This window comes from Pseudomonas sp. (genome assembly GCF_050739775.1).
Classification (GTDB): Bacteria; Pseudomonadota; Gammaproteobacteria; order Pseudomonadales; family Pseudomonadaceae; genus Aquipseudomonas.
The window spans coordinates 59,316-77,231 of the sequence record NZ_JBOICA010000023.1 but is presented as its reverse complement, the minus strand read 5'-3'; the positions used below and the strand labels follow the sequence as shown (position 1 = coordinate 77,231).

Sequence of the window (17,916 nt, the reverse complement as noted above, 5' to 3'; positions counted from 1 at the left end):
CTGCAGTGCTTATCGTTCAGCCTCCTCAAAAGAATTCTTTCCAGTCCAATGGTCGATCAACCGATGCTTTCTCGTTCCCGTTCCCCTCGTCGCTGGCTTGTCGGCCTGCTGATCCTGCTGCTGGTCGCCGGCCTGTGCTGGTGGCTGTGGCCGTCTACGGCGGCGAACAAGGCTGTCGGCGCACCTGGCGGCAAGGGCGGGCGACCTGGGTTCGGGGCCTTTGCCGGGCCGGTGCCGGTGCGCGTTGAGCCGGCCACCGTTGGCGACTTCCTGGTCTACCTCAAGGCCCTGGGCACGGTGACCGCGACCAATACCGTCAATGTCCGTAGCCGGGTAGGCGGCGAGCTGGTCAAGGTCAACTTCCAGGAAGGACAGAAGGTCAAGGCCGGTGATCTGCTTGCTGAAATCGACCCGCGTAGCTACCAGATTGCCCTGCAGCAGGCCGAAGGCACCCTGGCGCAGAACCAGGCCCAGTTGAAAAACGCCCAGATCGACCTGGAGCGCTATAAAGGCCTGTACGCCGAAGACAGTATCGCCAAGCAGACCCTTGATACTCAGGTGGCGCTGGTCGGCCAATTCCAGGGCACTATCAAGACCAACCAGGCGGCCGTTGGCGATGCCAAGCTGAACCTGGATTTCACCCGTATTCGCGCGCCCATCAGTGGCCGCCTGGGCCTGCGTCAGCTCGACGTCGGCAACCTGGTGGCGGCCAACGACACCACGGCGCTGGTGGTGATAACCCAGACCCAACCGATCACCGTCGCCTTCACCTTGCCCGAGTCGGAGCTGAACACCGTGCTGGCCCGCTACCGTAGCGGCGCCAAGCTGCCGGTCGAGGCCTGGGATCGTGGCGACCTCAAGCAGCAGGCTGTCGGCGTGCTGCGCAGCCTCGATAACCAGATCGACACCACCACCGGCACCCTGAAGTTCAAGGCCTTCTTCGAAAACCAGGACGAGGCGCTGTTCCCCAACCAGTTCGTCAACGTGCGCCTGTTGGCCGACACCTTGAAGAACGTGGTGTTGGCGCCCTCGGCAGCCATCCAGTTCGGTACCGACGGCTCCTTTGTGTATGTCATGGAAGGCGACAACAAGGTGCGTATCCGCAAACTGACCCTGGGCGCCAGTGATGGCGACAACACCGTCATCACTGAAGGCCTGGCCAAGGGTGAGCGGGTGGTGCTCGAAGGCACCGACCGGCTGCGTGATGGCAGTGAGGTGGAAGTGGTCAACGACAGCTCGCAAGTCCCGGCGACGCCCGGCCAGCACCTGCAAGGCCAGGACAACAAAGATGCTTCCGCTGCCGCGGACCATAAGGACAAGGCCGGCGCATGAACCTCTCGCGGCTGTTCATCCTGCGCCCGGTGGCGACCACCCTGAGCATGCTGGCCATTGTTCTGGCCGGCCTGATCGCCTACACCTTGCTGCCTGTGGCGGCGTTGCCGCAGGTCGATTACCCGACCATCCGGGTTATGACCCTGTATCCGGGCGCCAGTCCGCAAGTGATGACCAGCGCCGTCACCGCACCGCTGGAGCGCCAGTTCGGACAGATGCCGGGCTTGACCCAGATGGCCTCGACCAGCTCCGGCGGCGCCTCGGTGCTGACCTTGCGTTTCAGTCTCGACATGAACATGGACGTCGCCGAGCAGCAGGTCCAGGCCGCGATCAACGCCGCCAGCAACCTGCTGCCGAGCGATTTGCCTGCGCCGCCGGTGTATAACAAGGTCAACCCGGCTGACACCCCGGTGCTGACCCTGGCGATCTCGTCGAAAACCATGCCGCTGCCCAAGCTCAACGACCTGGTCGACACCCGGGTGGCGCAGAAGATCGCGCAGATCAGCGGCGTCGGCATGGTCAGCATCGCCGGTGGTCAGCGCCAGGCGGTGCGGATCAAGGTGAACCCTGATGCCCTGGCTTCCGCCGGGCTCAACCTGGCGGACGTGCGCAGCCTGATCGGTGCCTCCAACGTCAACCAGCCCAAGGGCAACTTCGACGGCCCGACCCGGGTGTCGATGCTCGACGCCAACGACCAACTGCGTTCCCCTGAGGAATACGCCAACCTGATCCTGGCCTACAACAACGGTGCACCGCTGCGCTTGAAGGACGTTGCCGAGATCGTCGACGGTGCCGAGAACGAGCGCCTGGCAGCCTGGGCCAACCAGAACCAGGCGGTGCTGCTGAACATCCAGCGCCAGCCGGGGGCGAACGTCATCGAGGTCGTCGACCGGATCAAGGCCATGCTGCCGACGATTACCGACAACCTGCCGGCCGGTCTTGATGTCAGCGTGCTCACCGACCGGACCCAGACCATCCGCGCCTCGGTCAAGGATGTCCAACACGAGCTGCTGCTGGCCATCGCCCTGGTGGTGATGGTGACCTTCGTGTTCCTGCGCCGCTTCAGCGCCACCCTCATTCCGTCGGTGGCCGTGCCGTTGTCGCTGATCGGCACTTTTGCAGTGATGCACCTGGCCGGGTTCTCGATCAATAACCTGACCCTGATGGCCCTGACCATCGCCACCGGTTTCGTGGTGGACGACGCGATTGTCATGCTGGAGAACATTTCCCGGCACATCGAAGAAGGCGAAACCCCCATGCAAGCGGCGCTCAAGGGCGCCCGGCAGATTGGTTTCACGCTGATCTCGCTGACCTTCTCGCTGATCGCCGTACTGATCCCGCTGCTGTTCATGGCCGATGTGGTGGGGCGTCTGTTTCGTGAATTCGCCATCACCCTGGCGGTGGCGATCCTGATTTCCCTGGTGGTGTCCCTGACCTTGACGCCGATGATGTGCGCGCGGCTGCTCAAGCGTGAGCCCAGCGAGCAAGAGCAGGGGCGTTTTTACCGCGCCAGCGGTGCCTGGATCGACTGGATGATCGCCTGGTATGGCCGTGGCCTGCAGTGGGTGCTCAAGCGCCAGCCGCTGACCTTGCTGGTGGCGGTGGCGACCCTGGGCCTGACCGTGCTGTTGTACCTGATGGTGCCCAAGGGCTTCTTCCCGGCGCAGGACACCGGGGTGATCCAGGGCATTTCCGAAGCGCCGCAGTCGGTATCCTTCGCTGCCATGAGCGAGCGTCAGCAGCAGCTCAGTGCGGTGATCCTCCAGGACCCGGCAGTGCAGAGCCTGTCGTCCTACATTGGCGTCGACGGTGACAACGCCACGCTCAACAGCGGCCGTATGTTGATCAACCTCAAGCCCCATGGCGAGCGCGATGTCACCGCCGCGCAGGTGATCGCCCGGCTGCAGCCGCAGGTCGACAAGCTGATCGGCATCCGGCTGTTCATGCAGCCGGTGCAAGACCTGAGCATCGAAGACCGGGTCAGCCGGACCCAGTACCAGTTCAGCCTGGCGTCACCGGACGCCGAGCTGCTGGCCCTGTGGAGCGGCAAGCTGGTCGATGCCCTGCAACAGCGCCCGGAACTCACCGATGTCGCCAGCGACCTGCAGGACAAGGGCTTGCAGGTGTTCCTGGTGATCGACCGCGATGCCGCCAGCCGCCTGGGCATCAATGTCGCCGACATCACCAACGCCCTGTACGACGCCTTCGGCCAGCGGCAGATCTCGACCATCTACACCCAGGCCAGCCAGTACCGCGTGGTCTTGCAGGCCGAAGCCGCCTCCAGCCTGGGGCCGCAGGTGCTCGAGCAGATCCACGTCAAAGCCACCGATGGCGGCCAGGTGCGGCTGTCGAGCCTGGCGCGCATCGAGCAGCGCCAGGCGCAACTGGCGATTGCCCATATCGGCCAGTTCCCGGCGGTGATGATGTCGTTCAACCTGGCGGATGGTGTGGCACTCGGTGACGCGGTCAAGGCGATCGAGCACGTGCAACAGGAAATCGGCATGCCGGTCGGCGTGCAGACCCGCTTTCAGGGCGCGGCCGAAGCGTTCCAGAATTCGCTGTCGAGTACCTTGCTGCTGATTCTGGCAGCGGTGGTGACCATGTACATCGTCCTTGGCGTGCTCTACGAGAGCTACATCCACCCGGTGACCATCCTCTCGACCCTGCCGTCAGCGGCGGTGGGCGCGTTGCTGGCGCTGATCCTTTCCGGTAACGACCTGGGCATGATCGCCATCATCGGTATCATTTTGCTCATCGGTATCGTCAAGAAAAACGCGATCATGATGATCGACTTCGCCCTGGAGGCCGAGCGCAACCAGGGCATGGCCCCGGAAGCGGCGATCTATCAGGCGGCGCTACTGCGCTTCCGGCCGATCCTGATGACCACCCTGGCCGCCTTGTTCGGCGCCATCCCGCTGATGCTTGCCAGCGGTTCCGGTGCCGAGCTGCGCCAGCCTCTGGGCCTGGTAATGGTTGGCGGGCTGCTGGTCAGCCAGGTGCTGACGCTGTTCACCACGCCGGTCATCTACTTGTACTTCGATCGGCTGGCGCGGCGCATGCGTCCACAGGCTGACGCGGTGGTGCAGGACCTGCCATGAACCTGTCCGCGCCCTTTATCCGCCGCCCGGTAGCGACCATGCTCCTGAGCCTGGCAATCATGCTGCTTGGCGGCGTCAGCTTTGGCCTGTTGCCGGTGGCGCCGCTGCCACAGATCGAGTTTCCAGTGATCGTGGTTCAGGCCAACCTGCCGGGGGCCAGTCCCGAGGTGATGGCTGCAACGGTGGCGACACCCCTGGAACGCTCCATGGGCGCGATTTCCGGGGTCACCACCCTGACCAGCAGTTCCAGCCAGGGTTCGACACGGGTCATTCTCGGCTTTGACCAGGGCCGCGATATCGATGCCGCCGCGCGCGAAGTACAGGCCGCGATAAATGCCTCGCGCAACCTGCTGCCCAGCGGTATGCGCAGCATGCCGACCTACAAAAAGTACAACCCGTCCCAGGCGCCGATCATGGTCCTGGCGCTGACCTCCAGCGTGCTGCAAAAAGGTCAGCTCTACGACCTGGCCTCGACCATCCTGTCCCAGAGCCTGTCCCAGGTGCCGGGCGTAGGCGAGGTGCAGATCGGCGGCAGCTCGCTGCCCGCTGTGCGAATCGAGCTTGAACCGCAATTGCTCAACCAGTATGGCGTGGCCCTGGACGATGTGCGCGCAACCATCGCCAACGCCAACCAGCGCCGGCCCAAGGGTTTTATCGAAGATGCCCAGCGCAGTTGGCAGGTGCAGGCCAACGACCAGCTGGAAAAGGCCAAGGATTACGAGCCGCTGGTGATCCGTTATCAGGATGGTGCGGTGCTGCGCCTGAGCCATGTGGCCAAGGTCACTGACGCGGTGGAGAACCGCTACAACAGTGGTTTCTTCAATGATCAGGACGCGGTGCTGCTGGTGATCAACCGCCAGACTGGGGCCAACATCATCGAAACCGTGAGCAAGATCAAGGAACAGTTGCCGGCGCTTGAGTCGCTGATGCCTGCCAGCGTCAAGCTGGACGTGGCCATGGACCGCTCGCCGGTGATTACCGCGACCCTCAAGGAGGCCGAACACACCCTGGTCATCGCCGTGATCCTGGTGATCCTGGTGGTGTTCCTGTTCCTGGGCAACCTACGTGCCTCGCTGATCCCGACCCTGGCGGTGCCGGTATCGCTGGTGGGCACCTTTGCGGCCATGTACCTGTGTGGCCTCTCGCTGAACAACATGTCACTGATGGCGCTGATTCTCGCGACGGGCCTGGTGGTCGACGATGCCATCGTGGTGCTGGAGAACATCTCCCGGCATATCGACGAAGGCGTGGCGCCAATGCGCGCCGCCTACCTGGGGTCCAAGGAAGTTGGCTTCACCCTGTTGTCGATGAACCTGTCGCTGGTGGTGGTGTTTGTCTCGATCCTGTTCATGGGCGGCATTGTCGGCTCGTTGTTTCGTGAGTTCGCCATCACCCTGGCGGTGGCGATCATCGTGTCGCTGGTGGTGTCCCTTACGCTGACGCCGATGCTCTGTGCGCGCTGGCTCAAGCCCCAGTCGCAGCAAGGGCAGACGCGCCTGCAGCGCTGGAGCGAGCAGCTCCACCTGCGCATGATGGCCAGTTATGGACGCAGCCTTGACTGGGTCTTGCGTCATCGGCGCCTGACCCTGGCCAGCCTGCTGGTGACCATTGCGGTCAACATCGCCTTGTATGTGGTGGTACCCAAGACCTTCCTGCCGCAGCAGGACACCGGTCAGTTGATGGGCTTTGTCCGGGGGGACGACGGCCTGTCGTTCCAGGTGATGCAGCCGAAGATGGAGATCTACCGCCAGGCCCTGCTCAAGGACCCGGCGGTGGAAAGTGTCGCAGGCTTTATCGGTGGCAACAGCGGCACCAACAACGCCATGGTGCTGGTGCGCCTCAAACCGATCAGCGAACGCAAGGTGTCTGCGCAGAAGATCATCGAGCGCTTGCGCAAGGAAATGCCCAAGGTGCCGGGTGGACGCCTGTTCCTCATGGCCGACCAGGACCTGCAGTTCGGCGGCGGCCGCGACCAGAGCACCTCGCAGTTCCTCTACAGCCTGCAGAGCAGTGAGCTGTCGGCGTTGCGCGAGTGGTATCCGAAAGTGGTCGCCGCATTCAAGGCCTTGCCGGAGCTCACCGCCATCGACGCCCGCGAAGGCGGTGGCACTCAGCAGGTAACCCTGATAGTCGATCGTGAACAGGCCAAGCGCCTGGGTATCGACATGAGCATGGTCACCTCGGTGTTGAACAACGCGTACAGCCAGCGACAGATCTCGACCATCTACGACAGCCTCAACCAGTATCAGGTGGTGATGGAGATCAACCCCAAGTACGCCCAGGACCCGCGTAGCCTGGAGCAGGTCCAGGTGATCAACGCTGACGGCGCGCGGGTGCCGCTGTCGACTTTCGCTCACTACGAGAACAGCCTGGCCGATGACCGGGTCAGTCACGAAGGCCAGTTCGCCTCGGAAAGCATCAACTTCGATATCGCCGAAGGTTACAGTCAGGACCAGGCCCTGGCCGCGGTCGAACGGGCAGTGGCCAAGGTCGGCTTGCCCGAGGATGTGATTGCCAAACTCGGGGGCACCGGCGATGCCTTCGCCGAAAGCCAGAAGGGGCAACCCTTTATGATCCTTGGGGCATTGCTGGCGGTGTATCTGGTGCTGGGGATTCTCTATGAAAGCTACATTCACCCGCTGACCATTCTCTCGACCTTGCCCTCGGCCGGGGTAGGGGCCTTGCTCACCCTGTATGTGGTGGGTAGCGAGTTCAGCCTGATCTCGTTGCTCGGCCTGTTCCTGCTGATTGGCGTGGTGAAGAAGAACGCCATCATGATGATCGACCTGGCCCTGCAACTGGAACGCCATGACCAGCTGAGCCCGGAACAATCGATCCGGCGTGCCTGCCTGCTGCGCTTGCGGCCGATCCTGATGACCACCGTTGCCGCCATCCTTGGCGCCTTGCCGTTGCTCCTCAGCCATGCCGAGGGTTCGGAAATGCGCCAGCCGCTGGGTCTGACCATTATTGGTGGGCTGGTCTTCAGCCAGGTCCTCACGCTTTACACCACCCCGGTGGTTTACCTCTATCTGGACCGCTTGCGCCATCGCTTCAACCGCTGGCGCGGCGTGCGTACCGACGCTGCTTTGGAAACCCCGCTATGACTCGACGTCCGTTTCTCTCCGACCGCTCGCTACAGCAGCTGCTGGGCGCCCGCGGCTCGCGCCTGTTGGCCTCCAGCTTGTGCCTGGCAATGCTCAGCGCCTGCACCCTGAGTCCGGACTACCAGCGCCCGCAAGCGCCTGCGCCGGTAGCGTTCAAGCACGCCGCAGGCTGGACCCAGGCCAATCCGTCCGACGCCCTTGCCCGTGGCGCCTGGTGGGAGCTGTATGGCGATGCCCAGCTCAACGGCCTGGTCGAGCAGCTCAATGCCGGCAACCAGACTGTCGCCCAGTACGCAGCCCAGTACCGTCAGGCCCAGGCCCTGGTGCGCAGCGCCCGTGGTGCGTTGTTTCCCAGCCTTGACCTGAGCGCTGGCAAGACCCGCTCCAGCCAGGGTACCGGCAGCTCCAGTTCGAGCCTGAGCAACAACAGCAGCGGTATCCGCAACACCTACAGCACCAGCCTGGGCGTTAGCTGGGAAGCGGACCTGTGGGGCAAGTTGCGCGATGGCCTGGCCGCCAATCAGGCCAGTGCCGAGGCGAGCCTGGCCGACATGGCGGCGATTCGCCTGAGCCTGCAGTCGGAGCTGGTGCAGAACTACCTTCAACTGCGGGTGATGGACGAGCAGAAACGCCTGCTCGAAGCCACGGTCCTGGCCTATCAGCGTTCGTTGACCATGACTGAAAACCAGTACCGCGCCGGGGTTTCCGGCAAGGACGCGGTGGCCCAGGCACAAACCCAGCTTAAAAGCACACAGGCCGACATGATCGATCTGGTCTGGCAGCGCGCCCAGCTGGAGAACGCCATTGCTGTGCTATTGGGTAAGGCGCCGGCCGACTTCGCCCTAGCCGACAGCAAGGACATTCCGGCGTTGCCCCAGGTGCCTGTGGCCCTGCCTTCGCAACTGCTGGAACGCCGCCCTGACATTGCTGCGGCCGAGCGCAATGTGATGTCGGCCAACGCCAGCATCGGCGTGGCCCGAGCCGCGTACTTTCCCGACCTGACCCTGAGCATGAGCGGTGGCTATAGCAGTAGCAGTTTCAGCGACTGGATAAGCCTGCCCAACCGCTTCTGGTCGGTGGGCCCACAACTGGCCATGACCCTGTTCGACGGCGGTCAGCGCTCCGCCGAAGTCGAGCGCAGCGAAGCGGTCTACGACCAGACCGTGGCCCAGTATCGTCAAGCCGTTCTCGATGGCTTCAAGGAAGTGGAAAACTACTTGGTGCAGCTCAACGTCTACGAAGACGAAGCCAGGGTGCGCAGTGAAGCCCTGGAGTCGGCGCGCGAATCCCTGCGCCTGACCAGCAACCAGTACAAGGCGGGGCTGATCGCCTATCTGGATGTGGTCAACGTGCAGACCACCGCCCTGAGCAACGAACGTAGCGTGCTGACCTTGTTGCAGGGGAGGCTGGTAGTCAGCGTGCAGTTGATTGCGGCGCTGGGTGGGGGATGGGATGCACAGGCGGCGATTGTTGAATCGCTTTGATTCGTTTCTAAAAATACCAATAAAAACAAATTGATGTGGAATTTTATTAAAGTCAAATATCTCGCAGGGTAGGATTTAGTGCGAATTACCTGAGAGTGCAATATTTGACTTTAGAATTAATTCGTAACTGATTGTTTTGTAAGGTTTATATATTTTTAGTGTGAGTGTGTATCTGCCACTGCTCCTGTCATTGCTAAATGCCATCGAAAACTCCGTGCGTTTCGCCAAAGGTTGAGTACAATCATCGGCTTTTTCCGGGGCTCGCCAGAGCCCGGTTTCAAGGGTTGTGGAAGGCCAAATGCTGATCGGTAGTTATTCTTCTTCGCTGGTGTTGATTTCGCTCTGCGTGGCCATTCTTGCTTCTTACACCGCACTCGACCTGACCGGACGCATCGCCACCGCCAAGGGACGGGCAGTGTACCTGTGGATCAGTGGTGGTGCGCTGGCGATGGGCTTCGGGATCTGGTCGATGCACTTCATTGGCATGCTCGCCTTCAGCCTGCCGATTTCGTTGGGCTATGACCTGACGCTGACCTTGCTCTCGCTACTGATCGCCGGGCTGTCTTCAGGTTTTGCCCTGTGGTTGGTCAGCCAGCCGAGTCTGCCCTGGACTCAGTTGTGCCTGGGTGCGTTGATCATGGGCACGGGCATCAGCAGCATGCATTACACCGGCATGGCAGCGCTGTTGATGCAACCGGGCATCGACTACGACCCGCTGCTGTTCAGCCTGTCAGTGATGATTGCCGTGGGGGCTTCGGCGGCGGCCTTGTGGATTGCTTTCCGGCTACGCCAGCAGACCCTCTATGTACGGCAGATCCGCGGCGCCGCTGCGGTGGTCATGGGCGTGGCGATTGTCGGCATGCACTACACCGGCATGGCGGCGGCAAACTTTCCCGAGGGCAGTTTCTGTGGCGCGCTGGGCACTGGCCTGAGTGGCAACGGCCTGGATTACCTGGTGCTGATCACCACCCTGGCGGTAATGGCGGTGGCCCTGCTGACCTCGGTGCTCGATGCCCGCCTGGAAGCGCGCACTGCGGAACTGGCGCATTCGTTGACTCGAGCCAACCAGGAACTGACCCAACTGGCCCTGCACGACACCTTGACCGGCTTGCCCAACCGCACCCTGCTGGCCGACCGCATCGACCAGGCGATCAGCAAGGTGGCGGAGCAGGGCGGCTGTTTTGCCCTGATGTTCATCGACCTGGACGGTTTCAAGCCGGTCAACGATGCCTTTGGCCACCATATGGGCGACTTGCTGCTCAAAGAAGTGGCGGCGCGCCTGCGCGCTCATCTGCACAGTCAGGATACCCTGGCACGCATCGGTGGCGATGAATTCGTGCTGCTGGTGGAGTTGCAGGAACCCGACGATGCCGTGGGCGTCGCGGCCAAGCAGGTCAACCTGATTTCCCGTGCTTTCCGTGTCTCGGAGCAGAACCTGCAGATCTCGGCGAGTATCGGCATCGTCCTGTACCCGGGCAACGGCATCGACCAGCATGAACTGCTGCGCAATGCCGATGCGGCGATGTATCACGCCAAGAGCGCAGGCAAGAACGGCTACAGCTTCTTCGACGTGTCGATGAACAGCAACGCGCGCTTGCAACTGCAACTGCTCCAGGACCTGCGGGCTGCCCTGGACCAGGACCAGTTCCGCCTGTTCTACCAGCCCAAGTTCGATGCCCAGGACTGTCAGCCCATCGGTGCCGAAGCACTGTTGCGCTGGGAGCACCCGCAGCATGGGCTGCTGTTGCCGGACCGTTTTATCGCGCTGGCAGAGAAGACCGGGCTGATCATTCCGATCGGTGAATGGGTGCTCGATGAAGCCTGCCGCCAGATGCGTGTCTGGATCGACCAGGGGTACACCGGCTGGCGTATCGCGGTGAACCTGTCGGCGATCCAGTTCTGCCATAGCGGGTTGGTTGAAAGCGTCGCCAAGGTCCTGGCGCGGCACCAGCTGCCGGCCAACAGCCTGACCCTGGAAATCACCGAAACAACCGCCATGCACGATGCCGATGCAAGTATGGCGGTGCTGCAGCGGCTTGCCGACATGGGCGTGGATTTGTCCATCGACGACTTTGGTACCGGCTATTCGAGCCTGATGTACCTCAAGCGCCTGCCGGCCAACGAGTTGAAGATCGACCGCGGCTTTGTCCGCGACCTTGAGCAGGACAGCGATGATGCCGCGATTGTCTCGGCAATCGTGGCGTTGGGCCAGGCGTTGGGCTTGCGGATTGTCGCTGAAGGAGTGGAAACCGACCGTCAGCAGAACTTCCTGACCCGCCTGGGGTGCGACTCGTTGCAGGGTTACCTGCTCGGCCAGCCGTTGCCCGCCGAGCGTTTTATCGTCGATATCGAGCGCGCACGTCGGTCACTGCCCGTCAGTTGAACTCAGCCGGCAGCGCGCAGGTTACAGGAAGGTTCGAAGGCGTCGAGCTCAGCTTCGACGGCTTCGATGATCCGTTCTACGTCGGTGGCGGCCATCAGCGTGGCGCAGGGGATCCCGGCGATGGCCAGCAGGGTTTCACCGGTGGCCCGGTCAAACAGGCGTGCGACCATACTGCGCGGGGCATCCATGCTGGCCTCGAAGCCCAGCGGATGAAAATACCAGCGCATCACCTGGCAGGCGTTGGGAAACGTCAGTGTGTTCATTCCGGCCTCCTTGTAGGGGTGAACAACAGGGCGAGCGGATCAAGGTGGGTTTAAGGTCCTGGCGACCTTTCGAGAAACCTAAACATAGCACCGTTAGCGTCAATGTCCGCCCATAGCGATGACAGTCTTTCGATTCTTTCAAGCAGGTCTTGGCCGCCATCAGTCCGCCCGCGCATAAAGGCTGAGACGGCAAACGTTTGCCGGCAACATTTCCTCGTTGTGGGCAGTGCCGCTCTGCTATTTTTACCGGCAGTCGGCTGGGATGCTTGCCTGGGACTTTCAGACCAATGGCTCCCCAGGTTCAGTCAAGGAGACCGTCATGCGGTATTCAACGCTCACCCAACGTATCGCCGGTGACGGTGCGGCTGCCTGGAACATCCACTACCGTGCACTGGAACTGCAGGAGCAGGGGCGAGAGATCTTCCTGCTGTCGATCGGTGATCCGGATTTCGACACCCCGCCACCTGTTGTCCAGGCCGCCGTTGATAGCCTGCGCGCAGGTCATACGCATTATTCCGATGTGCGTGGCAGCCTTGGTTTGCGTCAGGCAATAGCCCGCCATCAAACGCGTCAGAGTGGCCAGCAGGTCGACCCGCAAGAAGTGGTGGTGCTGGCCGGGGCGCAATGCGCGTTGTATGGCGTGGCCCAGTGCCTGCTCGATGCGGGTGACGAGGTGATTGTCGCCGAGCCGATGTACGTCACTTATGAGGCCGTGTTCGGCGCTTGCGCCGCGACGGCGGTACCGGTGCCGGTGCGCCCCGAGCACGGTTTTCGCCTCGATCCGGCCGACGTCGCCGCGCGGGTCACGCCACGCACCCGGGCACTACTGCTCAACAGCCCGCACAACCCATCCGGGGCCAGCCTGTCCAGGCATAGCTGGGAGCGCCTGGCGCAGATCTGTATCGAGCATGACCTGTGGCTGATTTCCGATGAGGTCTACCGCGAACTGTTGTATGAGGGGGAGCACTTTAGTCCTGCCAGTCTGCCGGGTATGGCCACGCGCTGCGCGACGATCAACAGCCTGTCCAAGTCTCACGCAATGTCGGGTTGGCGAGTCGGTTGGGTCATCGCTCCGCAAGCCCTGTGCGAACACTTGAGTAACCTGGCGTTGTGCATGCTTTACGGCCTGCCGGATTTCATCCTCGATGCTGCCCAGGTGGCCCTGGAACAGGACCTGCCGCAGGTGGCGCAGATGCGCGACAGCTACCGTGAGCGGCGGGACCGGGTCTGTGCCAGCCTCGCTGGTTGTCCTGGCATCAGTGTGCACAAACCTGACGGCGGGATGTTCGTGATGATTGATATCCGCGCCACCGGCCTGGGTGCCCAGGCCTTTGCCGAGCGTTTGCTGGAGGAACATGGGGTGGCGGTGCTCGCAGGCGATGCCTTCGGTCCCAGTGCGGCCGGCCACTTGCGTGTTGGCCTGGTGCTGGACAGTCAGCGCCTGGAGCAGGCCTGCCAGCGCATCGCCCGCTGTGCTGCGCAGGTGCTCGAGGGCCTGCCTTCAGTTGATCAGCGTGGCGGCCATGTTGACGGTAAAACCCAGAATCGCGGTGTTGAAGACAAAACCTACCAGTGAATGGGCCAGCACCACCCGGCGCATTGGCCGCCCGGCCACGCCAACATCCTAGGTCTGTACCGCTACGCTGAGGGTGAAGGAAAAGTAGTGGAAGTCCCAATAGTCCGGGTGGCGTTCGTCGTCGCTAAAGCGCAGCAGCGGCGTGTGCTCCTGGGCGGTGTAGAACAGGTGGGCGTAGTGCAGGCTGAAAATGGTGCCGACCAGCAACCAGGAGCCGGCGACGGTGAAGCCGGTAAAGGCCAACTGCAGCGCTGTCGGCCCGTCTGCGAGCTTGGCGCCGGCGGCCAGTTGCAAGATTACCGCGGCGAGGCTGGCGATGGCTGCGATGCTGACGGTGAACAGTACCAGGCCGGCGTTCTCATCCTCGATGCTGGCAACCTTGCGGACTTTTTCCGCACTGGCACCTAGGGTCAGCCACAGGATCAACACCAGGTAGAGCCAGACGCCGGTGTTCCAGCCGATCAGCACATGCTCGACCCAGCCGCTTGCCGGCAGCAGCCAACCACTCAAAACACCGACGAGGGCGGCGATAGTCAGGCGCGGGTGGCTGCGGGTCAGTCGATGAAAAGCCATGTTGCCTCGGGGTCAAGGGATCTTGAGCAACTGTAGCCCCGATAGTGCCCGCAATCGATACCCATGGGACTGATGAGGTATTATCAGGCGCTGTGTGAGCTATAAATGGCTTGCTTATCAATGATCTGGTCATTTTGACCTCAGTTCAGCGCTACAGGATTCCCGGTTTGTCCGATTCACTGCAAAACCCCTTGCTGCAATACCTTGCCCGCCTGGCACCTTCCAGTCAGCTGACCATGAAGTACATCCTCCAGGATGCGGCCGACCGTTTGGGCTTCGAGGATTGCGACATCAGCGATGTGCCTTGGCACCAGCTCGAACCGGGTCATGTCACGGCACTGGTGGCGGCTTTGCGCGCTGATGGTTACGCGCCCAACACCTCGTCGCTGTATGTCAATGCGGTGCGGGGGGTAATGAACGAGGCCTGGCGCCTGGGGTTGATCAGCCAGGATCAGCTGCTGCGCATCCGCACCCTCAAACCGACCCAGGGCACGCGCTTACCCGCCGGACGCAACCTCAAACGCAGCCTGATCCGCGAGCTGATGGACGCCTGCGCAGCGGACCCGCGGCCCCAGGGGCTGCGCGATGCGGCAGTGATTGCGTTGCTTTACGGTACCGGCATGCGCAAGTCCGAATCGGTCAACCTGGACTTGACCCAGGTCGATTTCAACGAGCGCAGCCTGCAAGTGCTGGGCAAGGGCAACAAACAGCTGATCAAGTACGCGCCGACCTGGGCGTTCGACAAGCTCAATGCCTGGCTGGCCTTTCGTCGCGAGCACCTGCCTGAGGGCCAGACCGATGATAACTTCCTGTTCAACCGCATTCGCCGTGGCAGCCACATCACCCGAGAGCGCATCACCAAGCATGCGATCTACTACATTGCCCGCCAGCGGGGCACCCAAGTTGGGGTAAATATCATGCCCCACGATTTCCGTCGTTCCTTCATCACCCGCGTGATCGAAGAGCACGATCTATCGATTGCGCAAAAACTGGCGCATCACACCAACATCCAGACCACCGCCAACTACGACATGCGTGACGACAATGAACGGCGCAGGGCGGTTGATCGGTACGATTACTGAAGTCATCGCGGGGACTTGTGGGAGCGGGCTTGCCCCGCGATGGGGTGTGGCTGACAGACTCCAATCGCGGGGCAAGCCCGCCCACAGTTCCTACCGCTTAAGCCGCGTCCAGCCCCATCTGCCAGAAGTCAGCTTCCAGCCGCGAAGCCTGAGCGAACAACTTGGCCAGCTCCTCGAAGCGTCGCTCAGTCATCGCGCGGGAGGCCAGATCATCCAGGTGCGCACGGGCAGCCGTAGCAACACCCTGATACCCAACACCGGCATACTCCGCAATCCAATCCCGATACGGATGAACACCCAGCGCGTCAATGCCATCCGGGGTCAGATTGCGGCCAATTTCCGCGTAACCGATGACACAAGGCGCCAGTGCCACATGCAGATCAAGCAGATCACCCGCCGCACCGCAGTCCAACACAAAACGCGTATAGGCGACGGTAGCCTGATGCTCAGGCGTCGCAGCCAGGTCATCAGGCGACAACCCCCAACGCTGGCACAGTCGCACATGCAGTTCAGTTTCATCGAGAATCGCCGCCAACCCCGCCTGAGCCGCGCGGATATCGGCCAGCGTGCGGCTCTTGTAAGCAGCCAGCGCCCACGAGCGGGCGAACTGGATCAGGAACAGATAATCCTGCACCAGGTACTTGCGAAAGGCCGGCTGGGCCAGAGTGCCAGCGCCCATCTGCCGGACGAAGTCATGGTCGACATAGCTGTTCCAGTCGGTAGCGGCTGCCTGTTTGAGGCGATCAAAGATGTCCATGAGTTATCCCTTGATATCGTAGGCGGCGTCGAAAAAGGCGTGCTCCAGGGCAACAGCGCGCAGGAAAAAATCGCTACTGACCTGCGCCTGTGCCGGTCCCACCCGGTCCAGCTCCGCGCGCAGGAACGCGACAAAGTCGTGGAAATCCGGGTTGTCGTGCAGGGTGATCCATTCGGCATGCTCGAAACGCGGTGGCAGTTGCTTTGGCGCGCGCAGGGCCCAGTCCAGGTACAGCCCCTCGACGACGTTGAGCACCGCCAGCGCCGCCGCATAGGAACGGGTGGCGGCTGCTTCGCGCATGATCGCCTTGAAGCCTGCGGTTGGCATCGAGTCGGGTGCATGCTGGCGCTGCGCTTCAGTAACACCAAGGGCTTCGAATGCGCGCAGGAAGTAGGTATTTTCCTCCCCCGAGATCACCCCGGTGAAACGCCCTAGACGGATGCGCGCCTCGAAGGTATCGGCACTGGCAATCGCCGCGCCGAGCAAGGTCAGGAAGGCATCAATGAAGCGGTGGTCCTGGATCAGGTAATTAATCAGCACCGCATCGTCGAGGGTGCCGTCGAGCAGTTCATTGACGAAGCGGTGCTCGATCGATTGCGTCCAGCCCGGCTCGCTCTGGCGGCGGAGGGTATCGGTGAAGCGTTCGGTCATGGATTCTGGAGCTGTACTAACTGTTAAATTTGTTTTATCTATCATAAATCAGATGCTTACCTAATCTAATTATTTTCGGATTTGTTCGTGCGGAAGAGTAAGTGACTGCCAACCTGAAAAATGGCAATTTCCATGGTAACTCCTCTCATGTTGAACGCCCGCCAGAAGTGGCGGGATAGACAAAGTAGGCCAGCTCCCGTTTGGAGGGAAAACCTGCGTCGCTGCGCTCCGACTGCCTGTCCGAATGAGCGTGGAATGAGTGTCCGGATGTTAGTGGGCTGAGTGTCCGGATGGCGTGGAATCCGCAGTGATGAGTTCGGCGGTCACCGGTAAGCCCTCGAACGTGAATGTGGCGACTGATGGGATACATCGCCATTGTTCGGATCGGTTCGAGGTCCCCATACCCCCTCAGGGTGGGGGAAATAGGGGGGGCAATACGGAGCATGCGGTAATAGGTGGCCTCGCAGAAAACTGGCCCGGTAGATCCGAAAAAACCCAAAAAGCCGGCCAATCGGCCGGCTCGCTTCAGGGGCTAATCGCCCCGGCAAAAGGGATGACTCAGGCCTGGGCCTGGGCCTGGGCCCGGGCGCGATCGCGGAGTGTTTCTTGCTCAGCCGAGTTGGCGTCCTGAAGCTGGAAATCAAAGTCGATTTCGGCAAAGCGGCCGTCTATACCCTTGGCATGCTCGCCAAAGCGCACGTCGCATACCAGGCCATCGCGGGTAGCGTAGGCAAAATCGTCCCACAGGTACTTGTCGCCCGCGAGGTTGATCTGGGTGGTGAGGTGGCGATAGTTCGGCGCGGAGATAAAAAAGTGGATATGCGCAGGGCGATTGCCGTGACGGCCCAGTTGGTCCAGCAATTCCTGAGTCGGGCCATCCGGTGGGCAGCCGTAGCCAGACGGCAAAATGCTGCGAACACGGTAGCGACCTTCACTGTCGGTGATGATACGACGGCGCAGGTTGAAGTCGGATTGGCTGCTGTCGAAGTAGGAGTACGTGCCGTTGGTGTTGGCGTGCCATAGGTCGACGATCGCGCCGGCGATAGGCTGGCCTTCGGGGTCCACCACGCGTCCCTGGAGGAACATCACGGTGCCAGGGTCTGTACCATCGTCCATCCGCGCTTCGCCTTCAAAGATCGGAGCGTTGGCCAGGTAAAGTGGGCCTTCGATTGTGCGAGGGGTACCGCCAGACAGGCCGTCTTGTTCGTCCTGCGCATCAAGCAGCAAGTCGAGGTAGTGCTCAAGCCCCACGCCTGCCACCAATAATCCCGCTTCTTGGCGTGCGCCCAAACGGTTGAGGTAAGCCACGGCTTTCCAGAACTCTTCCGTAGTGACCTGCAAGTCTTCGATCACCTTCACGGTGTCGAGCAGAATACGGTGAACAAGTTGCTTCATGCGCGGGTTGCCTTGGTCATTGTTCAGACCGCTGGCTTGCTGCAGAAATGCTTGGGCCTCAGGGGTGTGGGACAGTTTGATGCTCACGGGAATGCCTCATGTTTTTGTTGTCGATAAAAAACAGAGTGCAAGAGTGGTGCCACTTTTTTAACGTTCGTAACGTGTTGAATTTTATATAAATTTAATTTAATGCGATGCAGGCGGGGCGGCGCTCTTAG

Annotated in this window: 11 protein-coding genes and 1 pseudogene; 7 read left to right on the top strand and 5 right to left on the bottom strand. The window is 61.6% G+C overall.

Annotated elements, in window-relative coordinates; genetic code table 11:
- Positions 1-48: 48 nt before the first annotated feature.
- From ACRESH_RS14060 to ACRESH_RS14040, 5 genes are all read left to right on the top strand, one after another.
- The gene (locus ACRESH_RS14060; RefSeq protein WP_431742567.1) at positions 49-1,332 is read left to right on the top strand and encodes an MdtA/MuxA family multidrug efflux RND transporter periplasmic adaptor subunit; all 1,284 of its coding nucleotides are present in this window, start codon (positions 49-51) and stop codon (positions 1,330-1,332) included.
- Positions 1,329-4,430, top strand: a complete 3,102-nt coding sequence (locus ACRESH_RS14055; protein ID WP_431742566.1) for an MdtB/MuxB family multidrug efflux RND transporter permease subunit — start codon at positions 1,329-1,331, stop codon at positions 4,428-4,430. The genes ACRESH_RS14060 and ACRESH_RS14055 overlap by 4 nt, the downstream gene beginning before the upstream one ends.
- Positions 4,427-7,534, top strand: a complete 3,108-nt coding sequence (locus ACRESH_RS14050; RefSeq protein WP_431742565.1) for an efflux RND transporter permease subunit — start codon at positions 4,427-4,429, stop codon at positions 7,532-7,534. The genes ACRESH_RS14055 and ACRESH_RS14050 overlap by 4 nt, the downstream gene beginning before the upstream one ends.
- Complete coding sequence (locus ACRESH_RS14045; protein ID WP_431742564.1) at positions 7,531-9,018, top strand: efflux transporter outer membrane subunit; 1,488 nt, start codon at positions 7,531-7,533, stop codon at positions 9,016-9,018. The genes ACRESH_RS14050 and ACRESH_RS14045 overlap by 4 nt, the downstream gene beginning before the upstream one ends.
- A gap of 298 nt (positions 9,019-9,316) precedes the next feature.
- Positions 9,317-11,401: a putative bifunctional diguanylate cyclase/phosphodiesterase gene (locus tag ACRESH_RS14040; protein WP_431742563.1), complete on the top strand. Its 2,085-nt coding sequence runs from the start codon at positions 9,317-9,319 to the stop codon at positions 11,399-11,401.
- 2 nt (positions 11,402-11,403) lie between these two features.
- Here the strand turns inward: ACRESH_RS14040 and ACRESH_RS14035 are convergent, their stop codons facing one another.
- Positions 11,404-11,664 carry a DUF1652 domain-containing protein gene (locus ACRESH_RS14035; protein ID WP_431742562.1) on the bottom strand — a complete coding sequence of 87 codons (261 nt, stop codon included), beginning with the start codon at positions 11,662-11,664 and terminating at the stop codon, positions 11,404-11,406.
- 319 nt (positions 11,665-11,983) lie between these two features.
- Between ACRESH_RS14035 and ACRESH_RS14030 the strand changes: the two genes are divergently transcribed.
- Complete coding sequence (locus ACRESH_RS14030) at positions 11,984-13,240, top strand: pyridoxal phosphate-dependent aminotransferase (RefSeq protein WP_431742561.1); 1,257 nt, start codon at positions 11,984-11,986, stop codon at positions 13,238-13,240.
- Here ACRESH_RS14030 and ACRESH_RS14025 read toward each other — a convergent pair.
- A pseudogene (locus tag ACRESH_RS14025) lies at positions 13,166-13,813 on the bottom strand (DUF1345 domain-containing protein). The gene ACRESH_RS14030 and the pseudogene ACRESH_RS14025 overlap by 75 nt on opposite strands.
- Positions 13,814-13,980: 167 nt before the next feature.
- Here ACRESH_RS14025 and ACRESH_RS14020 point away from each other — a divergent pair.
- Positions 13,981-14,895, top strand: coding sequence for a site-specific integrase (locus tag ACRESH_RS14020; RefSeq protein WP_431742560.1), 915 nt, complete (start codon positions 13,981-13,983; stop codon positions 14,893-14,895).
- 97 nt (positions 14,896-14,992) lie between these two features.
- On the opposite strand, the gene ACRESH_RS14015 is transcribed toward ACRESH_RS14020, so the two are convergent.
- The 3 genes from ACRESH_RS14015 to catA form a co-directional block, all read right to left on the bottom strand.
- Complete coding sequence (locus ACRESH_RS14015; protein WP_431742559.1) at positions 14,993-15,652, bottom strand: TenA family protein; 660 nt, start codon at positions 15,650-15,652, stop codon at positions 14,993-14,995.
- 3 nt (positions 15,653-15,655) lie between these two features.
- A complete protein-coding gene (locus ACRESH_RS14010) occupies positions 15,656-16,303 on the bottom strand; it encodes a TenA family protein (RefSeq protein WP_431742558.1) in 648 nt (215 codons plus the stop codon).
- Between the two features lie 558 nt (positions 16,304-16,861).
- On the bottom strand, positions 16,862-17,785 hold the full coding sequence (gene catA / locus ACRESH_RS14005; RefSeq protein ID WP_431742557.1) for a catechol 1,2-dioxygenase: 924 nt from the start codon (positions 17,783-17,785) through the stop codon (positions 16,862-16,864).
- Positions 17,786-17,916 lie beyond the last annotated feature (131 nt).

Bases quoted from the DNA above. Each gene is read 5' to 3' on its own strand.
- ACRESH_RS14030 (WP_431742561.1), top strand. From the start codon at position 11,984: ATGCGGTATTCAACGCTCACCCAACGTATCGCCGGTGACGGTGCGGCT.
- ACRESH_RS14035 (WP_431742562.1), bottom strand. From the start codon at position 11,664: ATGAACACACTGACGTTTCCCAACGCCTGCCAGGTGATGCGCTGGTAT.
- ACRESH_RS14060 (WP_431742567.1), top strand. From the start codon at position 49: ATGGTCGATCAACCGATGCTTTCTCGTTCCCGTTCCCCTCGTCGCTGG.
- ACRESH_RS14055 (WP_431742566.1), top strand. From the start codon at position 1,329: ATGAACCTCTCGCGGCTGTTCATCCTGCGCCCGGTGGCGACCACCCTG.
- ACRESH_RS14040 (WP_431742563.1), top strand. From the start codon at position 9,317: ATGCTGATCGGTAGTTATTCTTCTTCGCTGGTGTTGATTTCGCTCTGC.
- ACRESH_RS14045 (WP_431742564.1), top strand. From the start codon at position 7,531: ATGACTCGACGTCCGTTTCTCTCCGACCGCTCGCTACAGCAGCTGCTG.
- ACRESH_RS14015 (WP_431742559.1), bottom strand. From the start codon at position 15,652: ATGGACATCTTTGATCGCCTCAAACAGGCAGCCGCTACCGACTGGAAC.
- ACRESH_RS14050 (WP_431742565.1), top strand. From the start codon at position 4,427: ATGAACCTGTCCGCGCCCTTTATCCGCCGCCCGGTAGCGACCATGCTC.
- ACRESH_RS14010 (WP_431742558.1), bottom strand. From the start codon at position 16,303: ATGACCGAACGCTTCACCGATACCCTCCGCCGCCAGAGCGAGCCGGGC.